At 72.4% G+C, this 24,446-nt stretch carries 24 protein-coding genes; 5 read left to right on the top strand and 19 right to left on the bottom strand.

Annotated elements, in window-relative coordinates; translation table 11 throughout:
• The first annotated feature begins 351 nt into the window (after window positions 1-351).
• Window positions 352-1,248 (top strand): S1 family peptidase, encoded by an 897-nt coding sequence (locus AC07FK_RS24225; protein WP_479107028.1) that lies wholly within the window; start codon window positions 352-354, stop codon window positions 1,246-1,248.
• Between the two features lie 284 nt (window positions 1,249-1,532).
• Here the strand turns inward: AC07FK_RS24225 and AC07FK_RS24220 are convergent, their stop codons facing one another.
• From AC07FK_RS24220 to AC07FK_RS24165, 12 genes are all read right to left on the bottom strand, one after another.
• Entirely contained in the window at window positions 1,533-2,660 is a 1,128-nt protein-coding gene (locus tag AC07FK_RS24220; protein WP_479107027.1) for a pectinesterase family protein, read from the bottom strand.
• Window positions 2,661-2,710: 50 nt separating this feature from the next.
• The gene (locus tag AC07FK_RS24215; protein ID WP_479107026.1) at window positions 2,711-4,006 is read right to left on the bottom strand and encodes a pectate lyase family protein; all 1,296 of its coding nucleotides are present in this window, start codon (window positions 4,004-4,006) and stop codon (window positions 2,711-2,713) included.
• Between the two features lies 1 nt (window position 4,007).
• Window positions 4,008-4,853 (bottom strand): rhamnogalacturonan acetylesterase, encoded by an 846-nt coding sequence (locus AC07FK_RS24210; RefSeq protein WP_479107025.1) that lies wholly within the window; start codon window positions 4,851-4,853, stop codon window positions 4,008-4,010.
• Complete coding sequence (locus tag AC07FK_RS24205) at window positions 4,850-6,193, bottom strand: ABC transporter substrate-binding protein (RefSeq protein ID WP_479107024.1); 1,344 nt, start codon at window positions 6,191-6,193, stop codon at window positions 4,850-4,852. Before AC07FK_RS24205 ends, AC07FK_RS24210 begins: the two co-directional genes overlap by 4 nt.
• 26 nt (window positions 6,194-6,219) lie before the next feature.
• Entirely contained in the window at window positions 6,220-7,788 is a 1,569-nt protein-coding gene (locus AC07FK_RS24200) for a glycoside hydrolase family 43 protein (RefSeq protein ID WP_479107023.1), read from the bottom strand.
• Window positions 7,785-8,633, bottom strand: a complete 849-nt coding sequence (locus AC07FK_RS24195) for a DUF6807 domain-containing protein (protein WP_479107022.1) — start codon at window positions 8,631-8,633, stop codon at window positions 7,785-7,787. Before AC07FK_RS24195 ends, AC07FK_RS24200 begins: the two co-directional genes overlap by 4 nt.
• On the bottom strand, window positions 8,630-9,781 hold the full coding sequence (locus AC07FK_RS24190; RefSeq protein WP_479107021.1) for a Gfo/Idh/MocA family protein: 1,152 nt from the start codon (window positions 9,779-9,781) through the stop codon (window positions 8,630-8,632). Before AC07FK_RS24190 ends, AC07FK_RS24195 begins: the two co-directional genes overlap by 4 nt.
• Window positions 9,778-10,701 carry a carbohydrate ABC transporter permease gene (locus tag AC07FK_RS24185; RefSeq protein WP_479107020.1) on the bottom strand — a complete coding sequence of 308 codons (924 nt, stop codon included), beginning with the start codon at window positions 10,699-10,701 and terminating at the stop codon, window positions 9,778-9,780. Before AC07FK_RS24185 ends, AC07FK_RS24190 begins: the two co-directional genes overlap by 4 nt.
• Complete coding sequence (locus AC07FK_RS24180) at window positions 10,698-11,624, bottom strand: carbohydrate ABC transporter permease (RefSeq protein WP_479107019.1); 927 nt, start codon at window positions 11,622-11,624, stop codon at window positions 10,698-10,700. The genes AC07FK_RS24185 and AC07FK_RS24180 overlap by 4 nt, the downstream gene beginning before the upstream one ends.
• A gap of 113 nt (window positions 11,625-11,737) precedes the next feature.
• Entirely contained in the window at window positions 11,738-13,456 is a 1,719-nt protein-coding gene (gene araD, locus AC07FK_RS24175) for an L-arabinonate dehydratase (RefSeq protein WP_479107018.1), read from the bottom strand.
• Window positions 13,453-14,364 (bottom strand): dihydrodipicolinate synthase family protein, encoded by a 912-nt coding sequence (locus AC07FK_RS24170; protein ID WP_479107017.1) that lies wholly within the window; start codon window positions 14,362-14,364, stop codon window positions 13,453-13,455. Before AC07FK_RS24170 ends, araD begins: the two co-directional genes overlap by 4 nt.
• A complete protein-coding gene (locus AC07FK_RS24165; protein ID WP_479107016.1) occupies window positions 14,361-15,005 on the bottom strand; it encodes a GntR family transcriptional regulator in 645 nt (214 codons plus the stop codon). The genes AC07FK_RS24170 and AC07FK_RS24165 overlap by 4 nt, the downstream gene beginning before the upstream one ends.
• Window positions 15,006-15,277: 272 nt before the next feature.
• Here AC07FK_RS24165 and AC07FK_RS24160 point away from each other — a divergent pair, with 272 nt between their 5' ends.
• Window positions 15,278-16,363, top strand: coding sequence for a glycoside hydrolase family 43 protein (locus AC07FK_RS24160; RefSeq protein WP_479107015.1), 1,086 nt, complete (start codon window positions 15,278-15,280; stop codon window positions 16,361-16,363).
• Window positions 16,364-16,442: 79 nt separating this feature from the next.
• On the opposite strand, the gene AC07FK_RS24155 is transcribed toward AC07FK_RS24160, so the two are convergent.
• A complete protein-coding gene (locus tag AC07FK_RS24155) occupies window positions 16,443-17,249 on the bottom strand; it encodes a pectate lyase (protein WP_479107014.1) in 807 nt (268 codons plus the stop codon).
• A gap of 298 nt (window positions 17,250-17,547) precedes the next feature.
• On the opposite strand from AC07FK_RS24155, the gene AC07FK_RS24150 reads away from it, so the two are divergent.
• The gene (locus tag AC07FK_RS24150; protein WP_479107013.1) at window positions 17,548-18,078 is read left to right on the top strand and encodes a SigE family RNA polymerase sigma factor; all 531 of its coding nucleotides are present in this window, start codon (window positions 17,548-17,550) and stop codon (window positions 18,076-18,078) included.
• Window positions 18,078-18,785, top strand: a complete 708-nt coding sequence (locus AC07FK_RS24145; RefSeq protein ID WP_479107012.1) for a hypothetical protein — start codon at window positions 18,078-18,080, stop codon at window positions 18,783-18,785. The genes AC07FK_RS24150 and AC07FK_RS24145 overlap by 1 nt, the downstream gene beginning before the upstream one ends.
• Here the strand turns inward: AC07FK_RS24145 and AC07FK_RS24140 are convergent.
• The 3 genes from AC07FK_RS24140 to AC07FK_RS24130 form a co-directional block, all read right to left on the bottom strand.
• Window positions 18,767-19,276: a hypothetical protein gene (locus tag AC07FK_RS24140; protein ID WP_479107011.1), complete on the bottom strand. Its 510-nt coding sequence runs from the start codon at window positions 19,274-19,276 to the stop codon at window positions 18,767-18,769. The two genes, AC07FK_RS24145 and AC07FK_RS24140, sit on opposite strands and share 19 nt — an antisense overlap.
• 36 nt (window positions 19,277-19,312) lie before the next feature.
• Window positions 19,313-20,338 (bottom strand): alpha/beta hydrolase fold domain-containing protein, encoded by a 1,026-nt coding sequence (locus AC07FK_RS24135; RefSeq protein WP_479107010.1) that lies wholly within the window; start codon window positions 20,336-20,338, stop codon window positions 19,313-19,315.
• Window positions 20,339-20,558: 220 nt separating this feature from the next.
• Entirely contained in the window at window positions 20,559-21,119 is a 561-nt protein-coding gene (locus AC07FK_RS24130) for a quercetin 2,3-dioxygenase (protein ID WP_479107009.1), read from the bottom strand.
• Between the two features lie 106 nt (window positions 21,120-21,225).
• Here AC07FK_RS24130 and AC07FK_RS24125 point away from each other — a divergent pair, with 106 nt between their 5' ends.
• Window positions 21,226-21,669, top strand: coding sequence for a MarR family winged helix-turn-helix transcriptional regulator (locus tag AC07FK_RS24125; protein WP_479107008.1), 444 nt, complete (start codon window positions 21,226-21,228; stop codon window positions 21,667-21,669).
• A gap of 33 nt (window positions 21,670-21,702) precedes the next feature.
• Here AC07FK_RS24125 and AC07FK_RS24120 read toward each other — a convergent pair whose 3' ends face one another.
• The 3 genes from AC07FK_RS24120 to AC07FK_RS24110 form a co-directional block, all read right to left on the bottom strand.
• Complete coding sequence (locus AC07FK_RS24120) at window positions 21,703-22,584, bottom strand: SGNH/GDSL hydrolase family protein (protein ID WP_479107007.1); 882 nt, start codon at window positions 22,582-22,584, stop codon at window positions 21,703-21,705.
• A 200-nt stretch (window positions 22,585-22,784) separates the two neighbouring features.
• Entirely contained in the window at window positions 22,785-23,066 is a 282-nt protein-coding gene (locus tag AC07FK_RS24115; protein ID WP_479107006.1) for an alpha-amylase, read from the bottom strand.
• Between the two features lie 403 nt (window positions 23,067-23,469).
• Window positions 23,470-24,276 (bottom strand): GntR family transcriptional regulator, encoded by an 807-nt coding sequence (locus AC07FK_RS24110; RefSeq protein ID WP_479107005.1) that lies wholly within the window; start codon window positions 24,274-24,276, stop codon window positions 23,470-23,472.
• Window positions 24,277-24,446 lie beyond the last annotated feature (170 nt).

Genomic DNA, 24,446 nt, shown 5'->3' with positions numbered 1-24,446 from the left:
GGGCGAGCCGCGCACGCGGGGGTGATGGCCGCCGGGTGAGCCGTCCAGGGATCACATTCAAACCCGGGGAAGCGGGCGAGGGACAGAGGCGGGAAGAAAATTTCGGCGCCGTGAGTGAACCCCGTCCGTCTTTTCTCCGTCTGAGTGAAGCAGGAAGCACGGGGAGAAGGGCATGGGAAACCGTTGTCGCCGAAATTGCGCGCCATTTCTTTTGACGTGCCCATACCGGGGCTCCTAATGTGAGCCGGCGTCATAACACCCGGTACCAGCAGGCTGTTTGACGGGTCGTCGGCTCGTTATGGCCTGTGCTCAGCCGTGGTGTCATTTCACCGAATCGGAGAGAACCCCCCCATGCGCATTCCATTCTTCCGCCGCCACCCGGGGCGGACGGCCGTCGCCGGTGCGGCGGCGGGCGCCGCACTCACCCTTTTGATATCCGGCGCGACCACGGCCCAGGCGGCGCAGGCGCCGGTGGCGAAGGACGACCGGCCCAGCGCCTACATCATCGGTGGCGTCGAGAAGCCCAACGGCGCGTACCCGTTCATGAGCGCGCTGCTGGAAAAGGGCCGCGGCAGCGCCGTGGACCGGCAGTTCTGCGGCGGCAGCCTGCTGGCCGAAAACCTGGTGCTGACCGCCGCGCACTGCGTCGAAGGCACGAAGGCCAAAACCATCGAGGTCACCGTCGGCCGCACCGTGCTGTCGAACAAGCGGCAGGGTTCGCTGCGCAATGTCACCGACATCGTCGTCCACCCCCGGTACGCCAAGGGGCAGGAGGCGTACGACATGGCGTTCCTGATGCTGGACAAGCCGGTCAGGGGCACGGCTCCGGTGCTCCTGCCGACCCTCGGGACCGACGCCCTGATCCGGCCGGGCGCCTCGGCCACGGTCGCCGGCTGGGGCAACACCAACACCGAGATCCCGTCGTTCCCCGACCGGCTGCGTGCGGTGAACGTGCCCGTGCTGTCGCACATCGAGTGCAAGGCCGCCTACTCCGGCTACGACAAGCGGGTCAACGTCTGCGCCGGCGTCGAGGGCAAGGACTCCTGCCAGGGCGACAGCGGCGGTCCGCTGTTCCGCAAGCTGCCCGGCCGTCAGGGCGTCTACCAGATCGGCATCGTGTCGTACGGGGACGGCTGCGCGGAGCAGGGGGCTCCCGGCGTGTACGCCTACACCGGGTCGGCCAAGCTGTGGAAGACGCTCGACGAGTCGGCCAAGGGCAAGAAGGTCAAGCGGCTGCTCGGGCGCTGACCGGCCGACCCGCTGACCGGCCGACCGCCTGACGGCTGACAGGGCTCGCCCGCACCCGGCCGGTGCGCCCCGTGCCGCCCGGACCCGCCACTGCGGGCCGGGCGGCACGGGCGCGTTCGCTCCCCCCGCGCGGAACAGCCCCGCCGCCTCGACCCGCGTCTCACCCAGCCCCCGCGACCGTCCGGGCCCGGGCGCAGGCGTGGCGCCGATCCGCCCGGTGAAGGAGGCGGGGCACGCCCGGGCCGGGTGATCACCGGCCCGGTCGCGCCCCGGACGTCAGCCGCTCACCGGCCACGGTCCGAGCGCTCGGGCCGCCAGTCGCCGAGGTAGGCCGCGCGGGTGTGCGCGCGGGCCTCTTCCGTTGTCAACTGCGGCCGTTCGGCCGGGACGGTGACGCGGGCGCCCGGCCCGGTGTTCCGGTATTCGGCGAAGCGCTGGTCCTGCCACGGGTGGGCGTCGCGCATGGAGGCGTACGGCGCCTCGGCGTCGACGCCGGGACCGAGCCACGTGTCCCGTACGACCAGGGAGGGCCGGGCGGCGGGGTCGGAGCTCGGCACCCAGGGCCGGGCGAGTTTGTACGCCCGGTCCGGTGCGGCGCTGACGACCCGGCAGCGGGTCGCGAGATAGCCGAGGGGAGTGGCCCTCGCCGTCGAGGGCGCGAAGACGAAGCCGTACGGAGTGAAGTCCACGTCCCGGTCCAGGGTGCGCAGCACGCAGTGGTCGAAGACGGCGGTGGCCCGGCCGAAGACGAAGTCCACGTCGCCCTCGATGTGGCAGTGGCCGTAGTACTGCCGCGCGGTGACGGCGAGCGAGCGGGTGTCGGCGTAGAGGGTGTCCTGGTGGCCGAGGAACCGGCAGTGGTGGAAGGCGCTGCGGTCGCCGAGCACCCGGATCGCGACGGCCTGCGTGCCCGTGGTGATGTCGGGGTGCTCGGCGCGCAGCCAGTCGTTCGCGAAGGTGACCCGGCGGGCGGTGAAGCCGTCGGCCTGGACCAGGACGGTGGCCGAACCCCCCGTCCCGTACGGAGTCCCGTCGGGCTTCGGCGTGCCCGCCGCGTTGTCGTACACGACGACCGTCCGCCTGGCGTCGGACGCGGCCCCCAGGAGCGTGAGTCCGGTGCGGTCGGCGGGAACGGTCACCGTCTCGCGGTACGTCCCCGGGGCGAGCACCAGCGTCCAGCCGTCGCCCGCGGTGGCGCGGACGGCGTCGGACACGGTGGTGTGGTCTCCCCGGCCCTGCGGGTCGACGTAGAGCGTGCTGGGGCCGCGCCGCCGGGCGGGGGACCCGTGGGGGCCGAACGGCCGGGCATCCGCGGCAGCGGGCCGGGCGGCGGTCAGGGGAAGGGCCGCGCCGAGGCCGATGCCGGCGGCGGTGAGGAGCGCGGTGCGGCGGGTGGGGTGGCGTGCGGACATGCGGGACTCCTGTACGGAACGGGGACGGGGCCGGGAGCCGCCGGCGGCGGTCAGTGCCCGGGCGCGCCGGCCCCGCGGGTGACCAGCGCCGGTACGACACGCGGCGCGTCGACCCGGGTGCGCAGCACCGGGGTCCAGCCGGCGCCCTCGCGCAGCGGGTTGTCCGGGTTCGCCGCGTTGTGCGCGGCCAGTAGATCGACCCGGACGCCGTTGACGTAGTTGTGCTTCTCCGTGACCGGCGCGTCCTTCCACTTCTTCAGGATCTTCGCCGGGCTCACACCGTCCGGCAGGGCGAAGGCGTTCTTCTCCGCCACCAGTTGCGACTCGATGCCGACGCCGAAGCTGTACGCGTACCCCTGCGCCGCCACCACGAAGTGGTTGTTGTACGCGTCGACCTGGCCGAACCGCACGCGCGGCGCCCGCTCGACCACGTCGCGGAAGAGGTTGTGGTGGAGGGTCACCCGCAGCTTGCCCCGGTCGGTCGCCCCCGCGCCGTCGCTGTTGCCGATCATCAGGGTCTTGTCGTGGTCGGTGAAGGCGTTCCAGGAGACGGTGACCAGGTCGGAGCCTCTGACGATGTCGAGCTCGCCGTCATGCTGCTGAAACAACTGCCCGTAGTAGTGCGGCTGTTCGCTGTCCGGTCGGCGGCCGTCGGTGAACGTGTTGTGGTCGATCCACACATGGGTCGAGCCGTACACGACGAGGTTGTCGTACTCGGAGTTCCACGCGCCGCCGTCCCCGTCCGTCGGGTCCCACTGCGGGAAGCAGTCGAAGGCGTCCTCGAAGGTGAGGCCGCGGACCACGACGTTGTCGGCGTCCTTGATCTGGAGCGAGCCGCCGAGGATCCGCGCGCCCCTGCCCGCGCCGACGATCGTCGTGTTGGCCGGGACGTACGCCTTGATCTGTTCCGCCTGCGCGACGGCCGAGGCCGCGCGGGCCTCCTCCAACGGGCCGGAGGGCGGGGCCTCGCCCCACGTCCGCGGGTCGTACGCCGCCAGGTAGGCGTCCAGGCTGTACCCGTCGGCGGCGAAGTCCTCGCAGGTCCTGCCGCCCATGCCGTCGAGCGTGCCGCGCACCCGGACGACCTTCGGCGCGTCGCCGCCGTCCTTGAGCGCCTGCTTGAACTCGCTCCACGTGCGGACGGTGTAGGTGTGCGCCGCGTCGGCGCCGGCGCCTCCCGTCGTGCCGCCGCCGGCCGACGCCCACCCGTCGTTCGCGGGAAGGACGTGGGCGCCGCGCACCGGCGAGGGGTGAGCGCTCGCCGCCGGGGCGGCGGCGAGCAGGCCGGGCGTCAGGACCGCGACGGCCAGCGCGGTGAGGCTCGCGTGAGTTGAGGGTCTGCGCATGTTACGGCTCCTCGTGCCAGGTCAGCCAGGATTCGGGAATCTCCGCGTTCAGGCGGCGCGCCTCGTGCGGGGCGAGCACTCCTTCGCTCTTCAGGGCACGCGCCGTCATCCGCGCCACCTCGATGGCGCCGGGCGGATGGAAATGGGTGTTGTCCGACACGCCGTCGGGGTAGTTGGGGGACTCGCCCGGCGCCAGCCAGTGGAAGTGCTTCTTGGTGGTCTCGGGCCCGAGCTTCTGCCACAGGGCGAGGGAGAGCGCCGCGACGTCCAGCAGCGGCACGTCCTGCTCCGCCGCCAGGGCCCGTACGGCCTCGGGATACTCGCCGTGGGTGGCGAGCGCCGTACCTGCCGCGTCGAACCGCCGGCGCTCCACGGAGGTCAGCAGCACCGGGAGCGCGCCGCGCGAGCGCGCCCCGGTGACGTACTGGAGCAGGTGCTCCTGGTAGCTCGTCCACGGTTCCGTGTAGCGGGCGGGGTCTGCCGCCTTCTGGTCGTTGTGGCCGAACTGCACGAGCAGGAAGTCGCCCGGGCGGATCGCCTCCAGGATCGGCGCCAGCCGCCCCTCGTCGATGAAGCTTTTCGAACTGCGGCCGTTGACCGCGTGGTTGGACACCCGCAGGTGCTCGTGCAGGAAGAAGGGCAGGGCCGTGCCCCAGCCCGTCTCTGGGGCCGCCGAGCGGTACTTGTCGGCGGCGGTGGAGTCTCCGGCGATGAAGACGGTTCGCATACGGTGAGCTCCTCGGCCCGTTCGGGCGTCCCGGGGGCCCGCCGCGGCCGGCGGGCCCCCGGCCACGGCGAGCGGCAGCCCGGCGGCGAGGACCGCCAGGACGCGCCTGCGGCTGGTCACTTGTTCTGCTGCTTCCACTCGGCCTGGGCCGCGTTCAGCTCGTCGGCGAGCTTGTCCAGGAACGCCCTCGGCGTCGTCTTGCCGAGCAGCACCTTCTGGAACTCCGGCTCGTTGTCGGCCTTGGTGATCGAATTCCAGTCGGGCAGGTAGTACGGCAACTGCACGATCGTGGTGCTGCCGTCGGTTAGGGAGCGCGCGGCGAGCTTCGTCGGCTCCGACTCACTGATCCAGGGGTCCTTGGCCGCCTCGGTGTTCGCCGGGATCGCGCCCGCCGCCTCGTTCCACTTGCTGTTCGCCTCGTGCGACGCGGCGAACTCGATGAACTTCCACGCTGCCGCCTTGTTGTCGCTCGCCTTGAACAGGCCGAGACCGTCCACCGGGTTGGACACCTGGACCCGGGTGCCACCGGGACCCGTCGGGTTCGGTATGCCGGCGAACTTCTCCGCACCCAGCGCCTTCACGTGGTCCTGGTAGGAGCCCAGATTGTGGCTGAGCATCCCGATCGTGCCGGAGTCCCACTGGGCGACCATCTTGGCGAAGTCGTTGTTGACGTCGGCCTCGGGCGTCGTCTTCTTGTAGAGGCCGACGTACTTCTCCAGTGCCGCCACGTTCTTCGGGTCGTCGACCGTGGTCTTCTCACCCTCCCAGAACGTGGTGATGCCGGACTGCCCGTACATCGCGTCCAGCGCCTGGGCGACCGACCCCGCTCCGCCGCGGATCGTGTACCCGAAGGCGTTGTCGTCCGCGTCGGTCAGCTTCTCCGCGGCCTTGTAGAACGCCTCCCAGGTCGTCGGCGCCCCGAGACCAGCGTCCTTGAACAGGTCGGTCCGGTACCAGAGCGTGCCGTTGTTGGCGGAGGTGGGCACGGAGTACATCTCGTCCCCGCGCCCGCCGGCCGTCCGGACGCCCTCCACCATCGACTCGACGAGCTTGCCGTTCAGCCCGGACTCCTCGATCCGGTCCCCGACCGGCTCCAGGGCGTCCTGCGCGACGATGTTGGCGAGATAGGCGGTCCCCACGCCTCCCACGTCCGGCAGGCCGCCGCCCGCGATCGCGGTGTCGTACTTCGACTGCACATCGGTGATCGGGACGGGGACGTACTTGACCTTGATGTCCTTGTTCGCCGCCTCGAAGTCCTTGATGATCTCCTTCCACACGGCGGTGCGCGGCCCGCCGTTGTTGTCCCAGAAGGTGATCTCGCCCTTGCCCGAGCCCTCGTCGCCGGTGCTGCCGCTGCCGTCGTCCCCGCAGGCCGCGGCGGTCAGTGCCAGCACGGTGGCCATCGCGACGGCGGCGGCGGTGCGGGTTCCACGGCGTCCGGTTCCGGTGGAGGTTCTCATGGGCTGCTCTTCTCTCTCGGTGTGCGTCATTGCGGCTCGCTCCTCGCAGATGTGGGTTCAGGTGGGGCGGTGATACGGAAATCGGTGAAGAGGGCGGCGCCGGCGGGCCCCGCCCCGGGCGGCGCGGTGGCGAACAGCGCGAGCTGCGCCCCCACCCAGCGCCACGGCACGGCCGCGAAGACCTCCCCCGAGGGCCGGAAGCCGTCCCCGGTGTCGGCGGAGAACCGGCAGCGGGCCCCGGCCGAGACCTCGACGCGCAGCCGCACCGGGCCGCCGCCGGGCGCCGGCCGGCTGTACTCCGCGTCCCGTTCGCTCCCGGCCACCTCCTCGGCGTACCGGTGGACGAGGTGGACGCCGCCGTCGGCGTCCCGTTCCAGGCCGATCCAGGAGAAGGCGTCTCCCAGCACGGCGAACCCCGCCTTCGCCCCCGGCGCCCGGCTCTCGAGCGCCAGGCCGACAGTGGCGGTGAACTCCGGGGCCGGCAGCCGCTGCACCAGCACGTTCGCGACCCTGCGCAGGTCGTGCGCGTCGGCCGTCCGTACGCACGTCGCCAGCAGACCGTCCCCGGAGTGCGGCACGGTCCACCCCACGCCGGGGCCGGCCGTCCACTGCCACTGCCGCCCGTGGCGACCGCCGGGGAAGCCGTCGTCCGCGGCCGGGGCCGTGACGGGCTGCGCGGGCAGGTCCGGTTTGGGGTGTACGGCCACGGGCTCGCCCGCGTCACCGATCACCGGCCACCCGGCGTCGTCCCAGCGCATCGGCTGGAGGTGCACCACACGCCCGTACGCCCCGCGCGACTGGAAGTGCAGGAACCAGTCCTGCCCGGTCTGCGTGCGCACCCAGCCGCCCTGGTGCGGTCCGTTGACGTCCGTCCCGCCCTGGCGCAGGACGACCTTGTGCTCGTACGGACCGAAGAACTCCCGCGCGCGCAGCGCCCCCTGCCAGCCGGTCTCGACCCCGCCGGCCGGAGCGAAGATCCAGAACCAGCCGTCGTGCCGGTAGAGCTTGGGGCCTTCGAGCGTGAACCAGCCGGGGATCAGGTCGCCGTCGACGACCACCTCGCCCCCGTCGAGCAGGGTGCGCCCGTCCGGGCTCATCCGGTGGCCGGTCAGCCGGTTCTTCACCCCGGAACGGGACTTGGCCCAGGCGTGCACCAGGTACGCCTCACCGCTCTCCTCGTCCCACAGCGGGCACGGGTCGATCAGGCCCTTGCCCGCCTTCAGCAGATGGGGCTCCGTCCACGGGCCGCGGACGTCCGGCGCGCTGATCTGGTGGATGCCCCGGTCCGGGTCGCCCCAGAAGATCCAGAACCGGCCGCCGCCGCGCCGCAGCGAGGGCGCCCACACCCCCTGGTCGTGGCGGGGCCCCGCCGACCCCTCGGCGGGCACCGGCCGTTCCAGGGCGTGCCCGATCAGCGACCAGTTGACGAGGTCGCGCGAGTGCAGCAGCGGCAGTCCCGGCACCCGGCCGAAGCTGGAGGCGGTGAGGTAGTAGTCCTCGCCGTCCCGCACCACGTCCGGGTCGGACCAGTCGCCGGCGAGCACCGGGTTGCGGTAGGTGCCGTCGCCCAGATCGGCGGTCCACACCCGGCTCACGCGCCCACCGCCCTGCGCGCGTACGCCGCCGCTGCCGCCCGGTCCAGGGCGCCGTCGGCCACGACCGTGACCAGGCGCCGTACGACGGTCTCGCCGGCCGGTACGGGCAGCCGCCGCGCCCAGGCGAGCGCCGAGCCCACGCCCGGATACTCGCCGGTGCGTACGAACCACGGGTCGCGGCGGGTCCGTTCGGTCGCCCCGGCGAAGACCAGCGTCCACCCGTCGCCCGCCAGGCCGAGCCAGTCGGCCGTACTGCCGTGCACCGCCTCCTCGCCCCGCCCGGTCGCTGTGAACGCGCGCGGCGCCGCCGCTTTCTTGGGGGCCCGCCAGAAGAAGCCGCCGTATCCCGCGCCGGTGCGGCCGTTGGTGGCCGGGCTGCCGACGGACAGGTCGCGGCCCGAGGTGTTGGTGAGCGAGAACGTGAAGTCGAGGGCCCAGGCCCGGTCGTCCAGTGCGGTGGCGGCGACCGTGCGGTGCTCCCGCAGCAGCTCGGCAGCGTCGTCCGGACCGGTCCGCCAGCTCAGCTCCTCGACGAAGCCGTCCGGATCGCACAGCTTCCACCCCCGGTGCAGCTGGGTCCCGTGGTTGTCCAGCGCCACGGGCCCCCGATCGCGTACGTACGTCCTGCCGCCCCAGAAGTTGGCGCCCGCCACGTCGGGCACGGCGACCCCCGCCCCCAGGTGATGGACGTGGTCGTCGGGCATCTCCTCGGTGACCGGCACACCGCCGAGCGTCGAGACGGGGTGCAGGTAGGGGCGCGCCGGGAGACCGGCACCGAGCTCCGGGGCGAAGGTGTAGCGGGCGACGGAACGTCCCGAACAGCGCAGGGTCAGCGTGGGGTTCACGGGGCGCTCACCTCGGTGGCGGGCGCCCAGGCGACGCCCAGTTCGGAGAAGAGGGCCAGGGTGTCGGCGCTCGCGGCGACCACGTCGTCCACACCGGAGACGATCCGGCGCGGCGCCGAAGCCCCGCCGGCGACGGTGCGCCAGGCGTGGGCGGGCAGCGCCACCGGATCGGGGGCCAGCCGCACCGCTTCGACGACTCGCATGAAAGCGCCGGTCACCTCCGGCGGCACCAGGAGCGGGGCGTCCCCGGCGAGGTGGCGGAGCAGGTTCTCCAGCAGGTCCGTCCTGCCGTGCACCACCTCCCGCGGGCCGTGCCCGGAGCGCTGCACCAGCACCCGGTCCTGCCGGTACCAGAAGGTGATCCGCCCCAGGTCGCCGTGGGCGACGACGTACGGCTCGGCGGTCCGCTCGGCGCACAGGGTCGCCGCGACGGTGACGGGGACGCCGCCCGTCGTCGTGACCCGTACGCAGGACGTGTCGTCGGCCTCGATGTCGTGGGCGCGGAACAGCTCCGCCTCGACGCCCGCCACGTCCTCGGACCGGGGGCGGCCCGCCACGGCGAGCGCGGTGGCGACCGCGTGCGCCAGCGGATTGGTCAGCGCCCCGTCCACCACGTCGGCCGTTCCGATGCGGCGGCGGCCCGACCAGGGGGCCCGGGCGAAGTACGCGGTGTCCCGGACCCAGGCCCCTGCGGCGCCGACGCCCCGCAGGTCGCCGATGACGCCCCGGGCGATCAGGTCGCGGATCGCGGGGAGGGCGTGCGAACCGAGGGACTGGAAGCCGACCTGGCACACGGTGCCGGCCGCCCGTACCCCCGCGGTCATCCGCTCGAACTCCGCGTACGACGGCGCGGGCGGCTTCTCCAGCAGCAGGTGCACGCCGCGCGCCGCCGCGGCCAGCGCCAGATCGGTGTGCGTGTGGATGGGGGTGCACACGATCGCGACGCGGGCGCCGGTCGCGTCGAGCAGCGCGCCGAAGTCGGACGACTGCGGCGGATCGCCGAAACCGTCCAGCTCGTCGGCGTCCAGCGGCGTCAGCTCGCATATCCCGGCGAGCCGGGCGAGGCCCAGCTGTTCGAGACGGCGGACGTTGAGCAGGTGCGAACGGCCGTGACCGCGCGCGCCGGCCAGTACGACGGGCAGGCTCATCCCTTCACCGCCCCCGCGCTGAAGCCGGTGATCAGCCACTTCTGGATGAAGGCGAAGACGATCACGACCGGAACGGCGGCGATGACGCCGCCCGCGGCCAGCGCTCCGAGATCGACGCTGTCCGCGCCGATGAGCGTGTTGAGCCCGACCGGGATCGTCTGCTTGTCCTGCTCGCTGAGGAACATCAGGGCGAACAGGAAGTGGTTCCAGCTGTGCACGAAGGCGAACGAACCGACGGCGATCAGCCCCGGCCGCAGCAGCGGCAGCACCACGGCGCAGAACGCCCGGAAGCGCGAACAGCCGTCCACCCAGGCGGCCTCCTCCAGGGAGACCGGCACGTTCTTGATGAAACCGCTGATGAGGATGATGGACAGCGGGAGCTGGAAGACCGTCTCCGCGATGATCACGCTGCCCAGCGAATTGATCATCTGGAGGTTCCGGAAGATCTCGAAGAGCGGTACGAGCATCAGCGCGCCGGGGATGAACTGCGAGCACAGCAGGGCCAGCATGAAGCCGTTCTTGATCCGGAACTCGAACCGCGCCAGCGCGTAACCGCCCGCCAGCGCGATCAGCGTCGTCATCACCAGCGTCGCGACGCCGACGATCATGCTGTTCTGGAAGAACATCCCGAAGCTGCGCTCGTTCCAGACCTTCTCGAAGTGCTCGGAGGTCAGCGGCCACGGCACCAGCGAGGTGGACCCGGCGGGCCGCAGCGCGAAGAGCACCATCCAGTAGAACGGGACGAGCGTGAAGAGCAGATAGAGGCCGAGCGGCAGGTAGATCTGCCAGCGGGGCACGTCGTCGAAGGCCCGCTCCCGCCGGAACCGGCGGGAGCGCGTGCCCCGGTCCGGCGGTACGGGGGCGCCGGCGGCGGACGGTGGCGCGGGGGAGGGGTGCTTCTCCGCGAGGGCTGCGGTCACTTGGAGTCGCCTCCGAACTTGCTCAGGCGCAGGTAGAGGATCGAGCAGAAGAGGAGGATCACGAAGGCGACCGTGGTCAGCGCGGAGGCGTAGCCGAAGTCGTGGCCCTCGATCCCGGTGTTGGCGACGTACAGCGGCAGCGTGGTCGTGACGCCTGCCGGTCCGCCGCCCGTGAGGGTGTAGAGCAGGTCGACGTTGTTGAACTCCCACACCCCGCGCAGCAGCGTGGCCAGGACGATCGCGTCCCTGAGGTGGGGCAGGGTGATGTGGAGGAACTGCCGCGTCCGGCCGGCCCCGTCGACGGAGGCCGCCTCGTACAGCTCCTTCGGCACCGACTGCAGGTCCGCGAGGATGAGGATCGCGAAGAAGGGGACCCCGCGCCAGAGTTCGGCGAGGACCGCGGCCCAGAAGACGGTTCCGGTGTCGGAGAGGACCGAGGTGCCGTACGAGCCGATGCCCGCGTCCGCCAGATAGCGGCTGACGCCGGTGGACGGGTTGTAGAGCAGCATCCAGATGGTGGTGGTCAGCACCCCGGACACGGCCCACGGCGAGAAGACCATCGCGCGGGCGATGCCGCGTCCGACGAAGGTCTGGTTGACCAGCAGCGCGAGGACCAGTCCGAGGGCGAGCTGCAGGCCCACCTGGACGACGACCCAGCGGGCGCTGAAGCCGAGGGTGGTCCAGAACTGCGGGTCGTCGGTGAAGACGCGTACGAAGTTGTCGAATCCGGCGAAGCCGTCGCGCCACGGCTTGGTGACGTTGTAGTTCCGCAGGCTGTAGTAGAAGACGCTGATGACCGGATAAGCGATGAAACCGAGCATCAGCAGGCCGGCGGGGGCGATGAGCAGGTACGGGAGTCGGCGGGGCGGTGCTCCCGCGCGGCGGCCCGGCGCCCTGGGCGTTCTGGCCACGGCTGAGGCCATGACTGCTTCTCCGTTCTCGTGCGTTCTCGTGCGGTGCCGTACGGGGGTGAGCGCTTTCCAGACGTCGTTCGAGATGGCGGACAGGGCTGCCCGGTGGAGGAGGAGCGCGGCGGTCAGCCGGCGTACGGGTCGGGCACGTTCCCCGCCCGTGACAGGAACGCGAAGTCGCACCCGGTGTCGGCCTGGGTGATCTGCTCGCTGTACAGGGCGCCGTAGCCCCGTTCGTACTTCGCCGGCGGCGGCGACCACGCGGCCCGGCGGCGTTCCAGCTCCTCGTCCGGCACCTCCAGCCGGAGCGAGCGGGCGGGCACGTCGAGCGTGATCGTGTCACCGGTCCGTACGAGGGCGAGCGGCCCGCCGACGTACGACTCCGGCGCGACGTGCAGCACGCAGGTGCCGTAACTGGTGCCGCTCATCCGGGCGTCGGAGATCCGGACCATGTCCCGGACCCCCTCCTTGAGCAGGTGGTCGGGGATCGGCAGCATGCCGTACTCGGGCATCCCGGGACCGCCCTTGGGGCCGGCGTTGCGCAGGACGAGCACCGTGTCGGCGGTGATGCCGAGCCCGGGGTCGTTGATGCTGCGCTGCATCGTCCGGTAGTCGTCGAAGACGACGGCGGGCCCCGTGTGCCGGAGCAGGTGCGGTTCGGCGGCGATGTGCTTGATGACCGCGCCGTCCGGGCAGAGGTTGCCCCGCAGGACCGCGACGCCGCCCTCGTCCGCCAGCGGCCGTGAACGTGCCCTGATCACCTCGGCGTTGTGCACCCGCGCCCCGGCGAGCTGCTCGCGCAGCGAGTCGTGCGCCACGGTGGGCCGGTCCAGATGCAGGACGTCCGTCAGCCGCGACAGGAACGCCGGAAGCCCGCCGGCGAAGTGGAAGTCCTCCATCAGGTACTGGCCGCCGGGCCGCAGGTTCGCGAGCACCGGCACCGTACGCGCGATCCGGTCGAAGTCGTCCAGGGTGAGCGGGACCTGCGAACGCCCGGCCATGGCGATCAGGTGGATCACCGCGTTCGTCGAACCGCCGAGCGCCAGCACGGTCGCGACGGCGTCCTCGTACGCGTCCCGGGTCAGGATGTGCGAGAGCCTGAGGTCGCGGTGCACGAGGTCGACGATCCGGCGGCCCGAGGCCGCGGCCATCCGGTCGTGTCCCGAGTCCACGGCCGGGATCGACGAGGCGCCCGGCACGGTCACCCCCAGCGCCTCGGCCGCGGCGGTCAGGGTCGAGGCGGTGCCCATGGTCATGCAGGTGCCGGGGGAGCGGGCGAGACCGTTCTCCAGCTCGGCGAGTTCGGCGTCCCCGATGAGACCGGCCCGCCGGTCGTCCCAGTATTTCCACATGTCCGTGCCCGAGCCCAGGACCTCGTCCCGCCAGTGGCCCGGAAGCATCGGCCCCGCGGGCACGAAGACGGCCGGCAGGTCGACCGACGCCGCGCCCATCAGCAGGGCGGGCGTCGACTTGTCGCAGCCGCCGAGCAGCACGGCGCCGTCGACGGGGTAGGAGCGCAGCAGCTCCTCCGTCTCCATGGCCAGCATGTTCCGGTAGAGCATCGGGGTCGGCTTCTGGAAGGTCTCGGAGAGCGTGGAGACCGGGAATTCGAGCGGGAAACCCCCGGCCTGCCACACTCCCCGCTTCACCGCCTGCGCGCGGTCCCGCAGGTGGACGTGGCACGGATTGATGTCCGACCAGGTGTTGAGGACCGCGATGACGGGCTTGCCCAGGTGCTCCTCCGGGAGGTACCCGAGCTGGCGGGTGCGGGCGCGGTGACTGAACGACCGCAGGCCCTCGGTCCCGTACCACTGGTGGCTGCGCAGACTCTCGGGATCCCTCACACCGACCACCCGGCCAGCAGCTCCGCTATCTCGGCGCGCCGCTCCTCGGGCAGCGCCCTGCTGGGCGCGCGGACGTCGCGCCGGCACAGTCCGAGCTGGGCCAGGGCCTCCTTGACGACCGAGACGTTGTCGGCGGACCGGTGGACCGCCCGCAGCTCCTCGAAGGGGCGGATCTGCTCCCAGGTCTTCATCGCGGCGGGGTAGTCCCCGGCGCGCAGGGCGTCGAGCATCCCCAGCGAGACGGACGGCGAGACGTTGACCAGGCCCGAGGTGAAACCGGTGGCCCCGACCGCGAAGGCGGCGGGCGCGTACAGCTCGGCCAGCCCCGCGACCCACACGAAGCGGTCCAGCCCGGCGTCCCTGGCGAAGGCGGCGAAGCGCGCCGCGTCGGGCACCGCGTACTTCACACCGATCACGTTCGGGCAGGACTCGCCCAGCGCCACCAGGCTGTCCGCGCTCAGCAGCGGGTCGCGGATGTACGGAACGATCCCGAGCCCGGGGACGGCGTCGGCGACGGCGCGGTGGTAGTCGGTCCAGCCGCCCTGCGAGACGTACGGGTGCACCGGCTGATGCACCATCAGCATCTGCGCGCCCGCGTCCCGGGCGTGCTCCGCGTCGGCGACGGCCGTCGGCACGTCGTGCCCGACGCCGACGAGGACGGTGGCCCGGCCGCCGGCCTCCTCGACGGTCAGCTCGGTGACGGCGCGGCGCTCCCGCGGGGTCAGCGCGTAGAACTCGCCGGTGTTCCCGTTGGGGGTCAGTGTGCGCACCCCGCCGTCCAGCAGCCGGCCCAGCAGCGCGCGGTGGGCGGCGGTGTCGAGCGAGCCGTCGGCGGCGAAGGGCGTCACGGGGATCGCCACGACGTCGGCGAGCGCGCGGCGCGACGCGGAGAAGTCGGCGCTGGTCATACGGGATCCCCCTCCGGGAAGGCACGCTGGACGAAATCGGCGATGTGGGAGTGCAGGGCGCGGGCGGCGCCGTCCGCGTCGCCGTCGAGTGCGAGGCGCAGGATCGCCAGGTGCTCGCCCGCCTCCCGCTCCCAGGACGGGACGGCGGACCACGCCACGGTGGAGACCAGGGCCGCCTGGTCGCGCACCTCGTCCAGCATCCTGGCGAGCAGCGGATTGCCGCAGGGCAGGTACAACGCCCGGTGGAATGCGCGGTTCGCCAGGGAGCGTTCGGCCGGGTCGGTCGCCTCATCGGCCCGCAGCAGGGCCTCCTGGGCGCCCTCCAGGGAGGCCCGCGAGGTGATGGTGCGGCGCAGGGCCTCCGGTTCGAGCAGCAGCCGCACGTCGTAGACCTCGCGGGCCATGGTGGCGTCGACCGTGCGTACCGCGGCGCCCTTGTACTGGTTCATCACGACGAGGCCGGTCCCCGCCAGGGTCTTCAGCGCTTCGCGCACCGGAGTCTTGGACACACCGAACCGGGCGGCCAGTTCGGTCTCGACCAGGGCCTGGCCGGGGCTGAGACCGCCGGTGAGGATGGCGTGTTTGATCGCCTCCAGCACGTACTGCGTGCGGGAGGGGATCGGACTCGGAGCGAAAACCATGGGGACTCACATATCTCGCGTATCGCGTCTCATATATGACGTACGAAGTACGACGCGTTGAAGCTAAGTCCGCGTCCATGCCACGTCAATGGTTCTGACAGCAGAACTTGGCTGTCGGGCAGCGGAGTTGGTCGGCGATCGTGCTGCGCGGAGCGCAGGGAGGTTGTGTTGCCCCGGGGGCTGGTGTGTGGGCCGAGGCGCCGCTACCGTCTCGGCTGCACAGAGTCTCGTACGACGTTCGACATGTCGAACCAACGCATGAGGGGATCACTGTGAACCACCGTCAGACGACCACCCGCAGGACCCTGCTCAGAGGCGCCCTCGCCCTGGGCGCGACGGCGGCCGTCGCACACCCGGCCCACGCCGCGGGCCGCACCGCCCACGCCGCGGGCCCCGCCCTCGCCAACCCGCTCGTCCGGCAGCGCGCCGACCCCCACATCCACCGCCACACCGACCGGCGTTACTACTTCACCGCCACCGCGCCCGAGTACGACCGGATCATCCTGCGCCGCTCCCGCACCCTCGCCGGCCTGGGGGCGGCCGAGGAGTCCGTGATCTGGCGCAGGCACACCACCGGCGACATGGCCGCGCACATCTGGGCGCCCGAGATCCACCACATCGACGGCGCCTGGTACGTCTACTTCGCCGCCGCCCCGGCGCACGACGTGTGGCAGATCCGCATCTGGGTGCTGGAGAACAGGAGCGCCGACCCCTTCCGCGGCGCCTGGACGGAGAAGGGCAGGCTCACCACCGCCTGGGACACCTTCTCGCTCGACGCCACCACCTTCACCCACCGCTCCGACCGCTACCTCGCCTGGGCGCAGCACGAACCCGGCACGGACGACAACACCGCCGTGTTCCTCTCCCGCATGGCGAACCCGTGGACCCTCACCGGCCCCCAGGTCCGGCTCACCGCACCGGAGTACGACTGGGAGCGCATCGGATTCAAGGTCAACGAGGGGCCGTCGGTCGTCCGGCGCAACGGCCGGCTCTTCATGACGTACTCCGCGAGCGCGACCGACGCCAACTACTGCCTCGGCCTTCTCACCGCCGACGAGAACGCCGACCTGCTCGCCCCCGGCGCCTGGCGGAAGTCACCGCTGCCCGTCTTCACCAGCAGCGCCGCGACCGGGCAGTACGGCCCGGGCCACAACTCCTTCACCGTCGCCGAGGACGGGCGCACCGACGTCCTCGTCTACCACGCCCGCCAGTACAAGGAGATCGACGGCGACCCGCTGCACGACCCCAACCGCCACACCCGGATCCAGCGCCTGCACTGGAAGCCCGACGGCACACCGGACTTCGGCGTGCCCGTGGCAGACGGCCCGGTCCGGCTCCTCGGCGCGGGACGCTCGTGACGTGCCGGCCTCCCCGCTGAGCGCGAACGGCGGAATCGGCTGCCGGCCGGTTCCGCCGCCCGTGGCATTCAGCGCGCGGTCACCTGTAGGCGATGTCCGAGGACGTGTACTTGCAGTGATTGGCGTCCGGGCCCGATCCGTTGGCCACCGGCTCCGCGCCCGTGGTGTTCCCGATGTACTTCTGGCACGGCACGATCTTCCGGCCGCTGTCACCGACGATCGTGATGTTTCGCAGCGCGGCGCTGTCTCCGTAGTTGGTGTTGATGCCGACCAGCCGGGAGCCGGGGTAGGTCACCTCGACGGTGTCGAAGACCGAGGTGCGCTTGTACTGCTTCGAGCAGTTTCCGCAGGAGCGGTACAGCGTCTTGAAGTCCTGGACCGCGAACTTCGAGACGACCAGTTTGCCTCCGCCGTTGTGCTGGAACACCTTGTCGGCCGCCTTCTTGGCGCCGCCGCCGTACACCGTGTAGACGGCCGAGTTGCCGCCCTTGAACGTGGCGGCGTCCTCGCCGACGTCCTCCCACCAGACGTTCTGCAGGGTGCAACTGCCCTTGCAGTGGATGCCGTCCGCACCGGGCGCGCCGATGACGACGTTCTTGAGCGTCGCGCCGTCGGCCAGCTCGAATATCGGGTCCTGGCCCTCGTTCTGGCCGTCCCCGGCCAGTTCGCCCGAACCGTAGAACTTCTTGTACCCGCCGTCCTTCACGCCCGACACGGGGATGGTCGCGGGCACCGCCTGGCTGCCGTTGGGGGTCGGCCAGGTCGCGGCGGAGGCGGTGGGGGTCAGCGAGCTGAAGCCGAGAAGCCCGGCGGTCAGCGCCAGGGCGGCCGCGCCTCCCAGGCCGGCGCGTCGGCGCGCCTTCTTGGTTCTGTGCTGGTGGGTCATGAGCGGAAGGTCCTTCCGGTCGGACGACTGTGGGGGGTCGGGGGACGTGTGATCAGGTGCTGCGGCACACGGGCGTGAGCCCCGTGCCGTCGTCAAGTCGCCGCCGGTCACGGGATGGTTGCCGCCCCGCGCGGAGATTTTCCCTACGGCTCCGCGCGGCGGGCGCCGCCGCCGCACACGACCGCCTCGCCGGACGGCGGCCGGCCGGCGCGTGATTGAGTAGGGAGTCAGACACATCAGGGGCCCGGCGAGCGTCGCCCCGGTGGCCGGACATCGACGCAGGCAGGAGGAGACGCCCGTGGACACAGGCGCGCCGGATGCCGCCGCGGAGTTCCATGAGTTCTTCGAGCGCCACCACGCCGGCCTCGCCCGCCTCGCCCACCTGCTGACGGGCGACGCGGACGCCGCCGACGACCTGGCGGCCGACGCGCTCCTCGCCGTCTGGCACCGCTGGGACCGCGTACGGGCCGCCGAGCACCCGGCGGCGTACGCGAGGGGCGTCGTCGCCAACCTCGCGCGCAGCCGGATACGCGGCGCCGTACGGGAACGCCGCCGTATCGCCCTGTTCTGGCCGCATCGCGCCGAGTACGCCCAGGACCCGGACGTGCCGGCCGTTGTCGACGTGCGAGAGGCACTGCGCGCACTGCCGTTCCGCAAACGCGCCTGTGTGGTGCTGCGCCACGCCTTCGACCTCTCCGAGCGGGACACCGCCCTGGCACTCGGGATCTCGGTCGGTACGGTGAAGAGCCAGACCTCGAAGGGCGTGGCGCAGCTGGAGAAGCTGCTGGGCAGCGGCAGCGCCGAGGAACTCGTGGGAGGCAGGCGCTGATGGACGGCGAACTCCGCAGGCGGCTGAGCGAGGCGGCCGAGGCGCACCGGCCCGACCGCGCCCGGATGCTGGCCAGGGTGGAACGCGGCATGGCGGCGCAGCGCGAGCCGGCGGACCGCCGGACCGGCGCCCCGGGCGTGTGGCTGCGCGTCGCTGGCGCCACCGCCGCGGTGGTGGGGGCGCTGGTGGCGGGCGGGTACGCGGTGACCTCCGTGACGCGGGACGCCGGGGCCGCGCACGTGACGGCGCCGCCCCCGGCCGGCACCGACCGGGGCGACCCTGTCCGGGAGCCGGCCCGGCTGTCGGCCGACGGGTCGGTGGACCCGCACAGCAATCGGTACTGGGCGCAGAGCAACGTGCGGCTGAAGACCCGTGAGCCGCTCACGGCCCTCACGGTCGAACTGCGCGTCCGTCAGACGGGCGGGGTCACGCACACCGGCAGCTGGCGCTCCCTCCCGGCCGGCGATGTCGCGGTCTCCGTACGGGAGGAGGGGGGAGCCCTGGTCTTCCGCTGGAGGCTCAAGGAGGGGCGTACGGTTCCGGCCGGCACCCACGTCTTCGCGGGCCAGTACAACCACGCGGAGGGCGACCGCGACGCGGGCGGTGACACGTACACCGCGTCGGCGGCGGCGAAGCCGGCCGCGTCAGACCCCCGGAGGGTCACCGTGCGCGGCGACTTCGAACCGCCTCAGCAGGCGATGCCCTGAGAGCGCAGCCACTCGCACTGGGTCTCGCCGGAGGTCTTGCCGCCGTCGTACGCGCGCGGGTCCCGGTATCCGGGACCGACCGGCTCGTGCGGCTCGAAGACGCCGTCGCCGTCCAGGTCACCGCCGTCGGGGTCGATGGTCCCGCTCGGGTTGCGGCACGCCGAGCGGTCGGCCGGGTCGGTGGTGCAGACGCGGCCGCGCTCGGTGGCGGACCCGGGCGGATCGGACGCCGCGTCCCGCCCGGGCGTCTTCTCGGCCCGGCGTTCGGCGGCCTCGCGCGCCGCCGCGTCCTGCGCTGTGGCCTGCTCCTTCACCGCGTCGGTGAGCGAGGAACCGAAGGCCAGGGACACGCGAACCGGCTCGCCGGCCTGCCGGGCGGCCGGAGGATCACTGGAGCCGCACGCCGACAGCGTGAACGGCAGGCCGGTGACCAGGAGGGCCGAACCGAGGAGTACGGCGGCCCGGCGACGGGTGGGAAACGGTGCGACCATAATGCGCCCAATGAGCGATTAGCGGTGTTGGCTCCCTCACACTACGGCGCTGCGGGAGAAACGGTCAACGCTCGTTCCGCCACCGCTGAGCGTGTGCCGGGCCGCCGGTGCGCCCGGCGGCCCGGCACCGGCACCGGCACCGGACTGGGGGTGTACGGGCGGAAGCGGGCCCGCGGTGCAGGCGCGGGCGAAGTCCACGGACGCGGTGAAGCACCGCTCGGCGTCCTCGTCCGGCAGGCCCGCCCACCCGTGGTCGGCGCCGGGCACGGGCCGGAAGTCCACGAAGACGCCCGCCTTCCGCAGGGCGGCGGCGAGTTGCTCGCCCTGGGCGAGCGGGATGAGCGCGTCCTCGGCGCCGTGCAGGACCAGGAACGGTGGCGCGCCGGCGCTCACATGGGCGACCGGGCTCGCGGCGCGGGCCCGGTCCGGCGCGTCGGCGAGCGCCGCCCCGATCAGCAGGGCCTCCCGGGTGGTGGGGTCGGCGGCGTCGTAGGAGCCCGGCTGACACTGGCCGGGCAGGGTGGTCAGGTCGGTGGGTCCGTACCAGGCGACGCAGCCGCTCACCGGTGCGGTGAGGGCGAGCAGGGCGGCGAGGTGGGCACCGGCGGACTCGCCCCACGTCACGGTCCGGCGCATGTCCAGACCGAGCTCGCCGGCCCGGGCTCCGAGCCAGGCCAGAGCCGCTGTCGCGTCGTCGAGCTGGGCCGGGTGGACGGCCTCACCGCTGAGCCGGTAGTCGACGCTGGCGACCGCGAACCCGGCCTGGGCGAGGCGGGCGAAGGGGTCGGGGCTCCAGTTCCGGAAGCGCGGCCCCATCTCCGTGCGCGTGCCCGCGCGCCAGCCCCCGCCGTGGAGGTATACGACGACCGGAAGGGGGCCGGGCGCTTCGCCGGACTCGGGCAGCCACAGATCGAGTTCCAGGGGCCGGACGCCCGCGCGGTAGGCGTACGGGACACCGCGCAGCAGCCGTACGCCGGGGGCGGGGTGCGCGGCGGGCGGCAGCGGCAGCAGCTCGGGGGCGGGCGCGGCCAGGAAGGCGGTGAGGTCGGGCGTCGGCGGCATGGGTGCCTCTCTCGGTCTGGGGCGCGCCCCCTGGGGGCGGGCGGGGTGGGCGGGTCGGTGTCGGGCGCGGCGCCGGGCCGCCCGGGCGCCGAACACCGTGGCCGCGCGCTCGCCGGCGCCGACACCCAGCAGTCCGGCCAGGCCCAGCAGACCCGCAGCGCCGCGTACAGGACGCCGACCAGCACGCCAGTCGACCACGCCTGGACGTACGCCACCGGGATCAGCTCCCGGTGCGCCACTGGTGGCCGGGCAGGAAGCGCACGTCGTAGCGCTGCGGCACGGTGGCGAACTTGTGCGGTGCGGGGACGTACGGCTCGGGCGGCAGGCCGAGTTCGTCGGTCGGGACGCCGAGGTTCTCGAAGAACCGCTCGAAGGTGCCGCCGGGTCCGGCCGCCACACCCACGACCCGGCTGTGGTGGCGTTCGATGCGGTAGGCGTGCGGGCAGTTCTTCGGAACGAATCCGAAGTCCCCGGCGGTGAGCAGCCTCTCGTACTGCTCGCCCTCCAGGTCCTCGGCGAACAGCCGCACCGCGCCGTCGGTGACGTAGAAGACCTCGTACGTGTCGGAGTGGACGTGGGCCGGGATCACATCGCCCCTGGGGCCTTCGACGGTGAAGAAGTTGAAGGTGTTCTCGGTCTGCTCGCCGCCCGCGTAGACGGTGACCAGGTCGGTGAACAGAAGGGCGCGGTCGCCCATGCCCTTCTCGATGAAGTACGGCTTCCCCGGCTCAGCCGGGATGTGCGACCCAGGGCGGTGAGGGCGGGCGAACTCCATGGTCATGGGAACCTCCGGCACGACGAAGCGATAAACGTCAGGCTACCTGACAAAGTCCCCGGGGGTCACCCCGTACGGCCGCTATGCTCGACACCCCGTCCTCCGAGGAGCCATGACCCCCCCCGCACGCAACCTGCCCCAGCTGCTCACCGAGGCCAAGCGCTGGTTCGACGACGCGTTGCTGGCCAGCATGCGGGCAGCCGGCGAGCAGCCGGTCACCGTCGGGCAGGCGGCCGTCTTCGCCGCTCTCGACGACGGGGGCACCACGGTCTCCGAGCTGGCCCGCCGGATGGGCGTCACCCGCCAGACCGCGCACCAGGCCGTGCACGCCCTCATCGGCATGGGGTTGCTGGAGCAGGCACCCGATCCCGCCTCGGCCCGCAGCCGCCTGATCCGTCCCACCGGCGAGGGCGCCCGTGTGCACCGGCGCGCCCAGGACACCCTCGCCGTCATCGAGGGTGTCCTGGCCGAACGCATCGGTGCCGATGCCGTCGGAGCCCTGCGCGAGGCGCTCACCGTCCCCCTGGGGGAGCCCCCGTTGGTGGAGGCGCCCTGAGCGGCGGCGGTCCGCCGCCCGGCCGTTCGCCGGTCAGCGGGCGGCGGCGAGTACGGCGTCGGCCATCGCCCGCTCACCGGCCGCGTTGGGGTGGAAGGGCGCGGCGGCGTTGGTGACGAGCGGCTCCATCCAACGGGTGCCGGCCGGCTTGCAGATGTCGTGGCCGATGGACTTGGTGTAGGTGTCGACGTAGACGGCTCCGCGCGCGGCGGCCTGGGTGGCGATCATGGTGTTCAGGCGCTTGTGGGTGTCGCGCAGCCACGGGGCGTCGCCCTTGGCGATGGTCGCGACCCAGGGGCAGTTCGTGCCGTTGTCGGGAAGGATCGCCGGGTAGCCGGTGACCAGGATTTTGGCCTGCGGGGCGCGTTGGCGGATGCCGTCGATGGCGGCGGCGATCTTGGGGGCGGTGGCGTTGACGGTGGCGGCGAGCTGGTCGGTGCCCGTCCAGGTGTAACTGTTCCTGCAGGGCGAGCCGCCGAGGTTGAACGCTCCGAGGCTCACGCAGCGGACGATGATGTTGGCGAAGCCGACGTCGTTGCCGCCGATGGTGAGGGTGACCAGGTCGGTGTCGGCGCTCAGCGCGTCGAGCTGCGGCGGCGCGGACGCGTTCTGTGCGGAGGTCATGTGCACGGTGGTGGCCCCTCCGCAGGTGACGTCCTTGTGGGCGGCGGGGGCGAGGGCGGCGTTCAGCAGGGCGGGGTAATTGCGGTCGGAGCGCATGCAGTTGGAGTCGGTCTGGTTCGGAACGCCGGCTCCCGAGGCGTACGAGTCGCCCAGGGCCACATAGCGGTCGACCGCGGTGCCGGCGGCCGCGGCGGGTCCGGCGCCGAGGCCGGCGGCGGTGGCCAGGGCCGCGGTTACGGCGGTGACGGCGGCGGCGGTGCGGGCGCGACGGCTCGTTGGAACTGATCGCATGGCAGTGCCTCTCGTGGCGGGGTGAGGGGGGCGGGGCGCCTTCTGGCCGCCGGGGAGGGCCAGTCGGCACGCCGGACCGGCGGCAGGGCGGTCCCGTTCGCCCGCCGCCGGGAGTGCGAGGCACTGCGCGCAGTGTTACCGGTCGGTTGTACTGGCTCGTAATATGTGGCCGGTGTGACGGGGCGTCAAGATGTTGGGACTTAAATTGTTTCCGGCGCGGGGCACAGCGTCACGGCCAGGACGCCGTTGTTCCCGGTGCCGTAACCGGGGAAGGTCAGGGTGTCGCCGGACCCGGCGGTCCGGCAGGGGGCGACGCCGCCGTCGCGGTACTCGACCGTGACGTGATGAGTGGCGTCGCAGGTGTTGGTGACGAGCGTGTAGCGCCAACTCGTCGAGTATTGAACACAAGAGGGGGCCGGTTCCCCGTTCTGGGCGGTCGCACCGGCGCCGGTCGCCTGGGTGAGACACGCTGCTATGGCCATCAGGCCAGCCGAAGCGGCGCGCGAAATTGAACGCATGGTGGGACGCATTGATGATCAACCCTTCACTTCTCGAACAGTGCGGAAGTGAGAGTAGAGAAGGTGGGCGACCGCTTGAAAGAAATTTCGCCAACTTGCGCAAGCTGCCGCCGTGTTACGGATCGTCGGTCCTCGAGGGCGCGCGCGGGCGCAGAACCCCAGCTCGGCCGAGCCTTCGCGGTCCGTGGCCTCCGGGTGGCAAGTCCCCCGTCGCGGGCGGCGCGAGGGACCGCTGTGCGGCCCGTACGGGCGTCACCGCAGGAGAGAGGCCCTGAGCCGGCGCATCACCGGTGCGTGCGCCGCTCCGCCGAGAACGCGCGGAAATCGCCGCCGCGCGGCCGGTGCGTCCCCCGCGTCCTGTCGCGGCTCACCTGCCGGCTGATAGGGGGGACAGGGGCCGGAGGCTGTGGGTGCTCGCGGACGGGTTCGTGTATTCGAGAGTGATCTCCTGCCACGCCTGGGTGAAGCCGAGGTCGGTGATGGCGAGCAGGCGGGCGTGCTGGTCGTGGATGCGCCGCCGCATGCTCAGGCCGGGCACGGCCGGGCCCCTCCTGTCGTGCCGCGTCAGGGTGATGGTCTCCCGTACCACCGCCCGGAGGCCGGCCCGCTCCAGCCACAGGTAGAGCAGGCTCAGGTCGGGATCGGTGACGGGAACCCGCGTGAGATAGCGGGCCAGTTCGGGAACCTCGGCCACGGCCGCGGGTGCGAAGTACGTCACGGCGTCCTGGACGGCCTTCCCCGCCGCGTTGAGGACGCGGTGGTGATGGATCAGCGTCGCCCGCCCGCCGGCGAGGCCGAGTTGGGCGGCGAGCGACGGCGACACCGACGCGCTGAACAGCCTGCCCGAGGTGGGACCCCCGGCCGGGGGCGCCGGAAAGGCCGGCAGGTCCCGCACCGCCGACCGCGGCGCGGCGGTCGGCGCAGCGTCCGGGGCGCCGCGGTCGACGGCGTAGGTGCCCCGGCGGTCCGTCAGCACCAGCCCCTGGTCGCGCAGATGCTGGAGGGCTGCCCGTACGGTCTGCCGGTTGACGTCGAACCGCGCGGCCAGCGCGCGTTCGGCGGGAAGCCTGGAGTGCGCCGGGATCGTCCCCCGCTCGATGTCCCGCGCGAGCGCTGCCGCGATGCGCAGGTAGACGGGGGTCGCGGGGGAAGCGGGGTGCGATGAACGGGGCATGGGGACCTCTCACGTCACAGAGTGCTACGAAGCGTGCGGGGAGCGCGACCAACTTAGCAGTGGTCTACACCTGTGGCGACCCGCGGTCGACCCTTCTGGCCTGAATCGCCCGGCGCGCCCGCCGAGGACCTTCCGACCGCGCTGTACGGGCCGCTGTGGAGGCCCCGGGC

It is taken from the genome of Streptomyces sp. NPDC046122 (genome assembly GCF_056429965.1).
The sequence above is the reverse complement of the archived record's forward strand: the minus strand, read 5'-3'. Positions and strand labels throughout refer to the sequence as shown.

Bases quoted from the DNA above. Each gene is read 5' to 3' on its own strand.
- AC07FK_RS24225 (WP_479107028.1), top strand. From the start codon at position 352: ATGCGCATTCCATTCTTCCGCCGCCACCCGGGGCGGACGGCCGTCGCC.
- AC07FK_RS24220 (WP_479107027.1), bottom strand. From the start codon at position 2,660: ATGTCCGCACGCCACCCCACCCGCCGCACCGCGCTCCTCACCGCCGCC.
- AC07FK_RS24215 (WP_479107026.1), bottom strand. From the start codon at position 4,006: ATGCGCAGACCCTCAACTCACGCGAGCCTCACCGCGCTGGCCGTCGCG.
- AC07FK_RS24205 (WP_479107024.1), bottom strand. From the start codon at position 6,193: ATGAGAACCTCCACCGGAACCGGACGCCGTGGAACCCGCACCGCCGCC.
- AC07FK_RS24190 (WP_479107021.1), bottom strand. From the start codon at position 9,781: ATGAGCCTGCCCGTCGTACTGGCCGGCGCGCGCGGTCACGGCCGTTCG.
- AC07FK_RS24180 (WP_479107019.1), bottom strand. From the start codon at position 11,624: ATGGCCTCAGCCGTGGCCAGAACGCCCAGGGCGCCGGGCCGCCGCGCG.
- AC07FK_RS24170 (WP_479107017.1), bottom strand. From the start codon at position 14,364: ATGACCAGCGCCGACTTCTCCGCGTCGCGCCGCGCGCTCGCCGACGTC.
- AC07FK_RS24165 (WP_479107016.1), bottom strand. From the start codon at position 15,005: ATGGTTTTCGCTCCGAGTCCGATCCCCTCCCGCACGCAGTACGTGCTG.
- AC07FK_RS24155 (WP_479107014.1), bottom strand. From the start codon at position 17,249: ATGACCCACCAGCACAGAACCAAGAAGGCGCGCCGACGCGCCGGCCTG.
- AC07FK_RS24145 (WP_479107012.1), top strand. From the start codon at position 18,078: ATGGACGGCGAACTCCGCAGGCGGCTGAGCGAGGCGGCCGAGGCGCAC.
- AC07FK_RS24140 (WP_479107011.1), bottom strand. From the start codon at position 19,276: ATGGTCGCACCGTTTCCCACCCGTCGCCGGGCCGCCGTACTCCTCGGT.
- AC07FK_RS24135 (WP_479107010.1), bottom strand. From the start codon at position 20,338: ATGCCGCCGACGCCCGACCTCACCGCCTTCCTGGCCGCGCCCGCCCCC.
- AC07FK_RS24130 (WP_479107009.1), bottom strand. From the start codon at position 21,119: ATGACCATGGAGTTCGCCCGCCCTCACCGCCCTGGGTCGCACATCCCG.
- AC07FK_RS24125 (WP_479107008.1), top strand. From the start codon at position 21,226: ATGACCCCCCCCGCACGCAACCTGCCCCAGCTGCTCACCGAGGCCAAG.
- AC07FK_RS24120 (WP_479107007.1), bottom strand. From the start codon at position 22,584: ATGCGATCAGTTCCAACGAGCCGTCGCGCCCGCACCGCCGCCGCCGTC.
- AC07FK_RS24115 (WP_479107006.1), bottom strand. From the start codon at position 23,066: ATGGCCATAGCAGCGTGTCTCACCCAGGCGACCGGCGCCGGTGCGACC.
- AC07FK_RS24110 (WP_479107005.1), bottom strand. From the start codon at position 24,276: ATGCCCCGTTCATCGCACCCCGCTTCCCCCGCGACCCCCGTCTACCTG.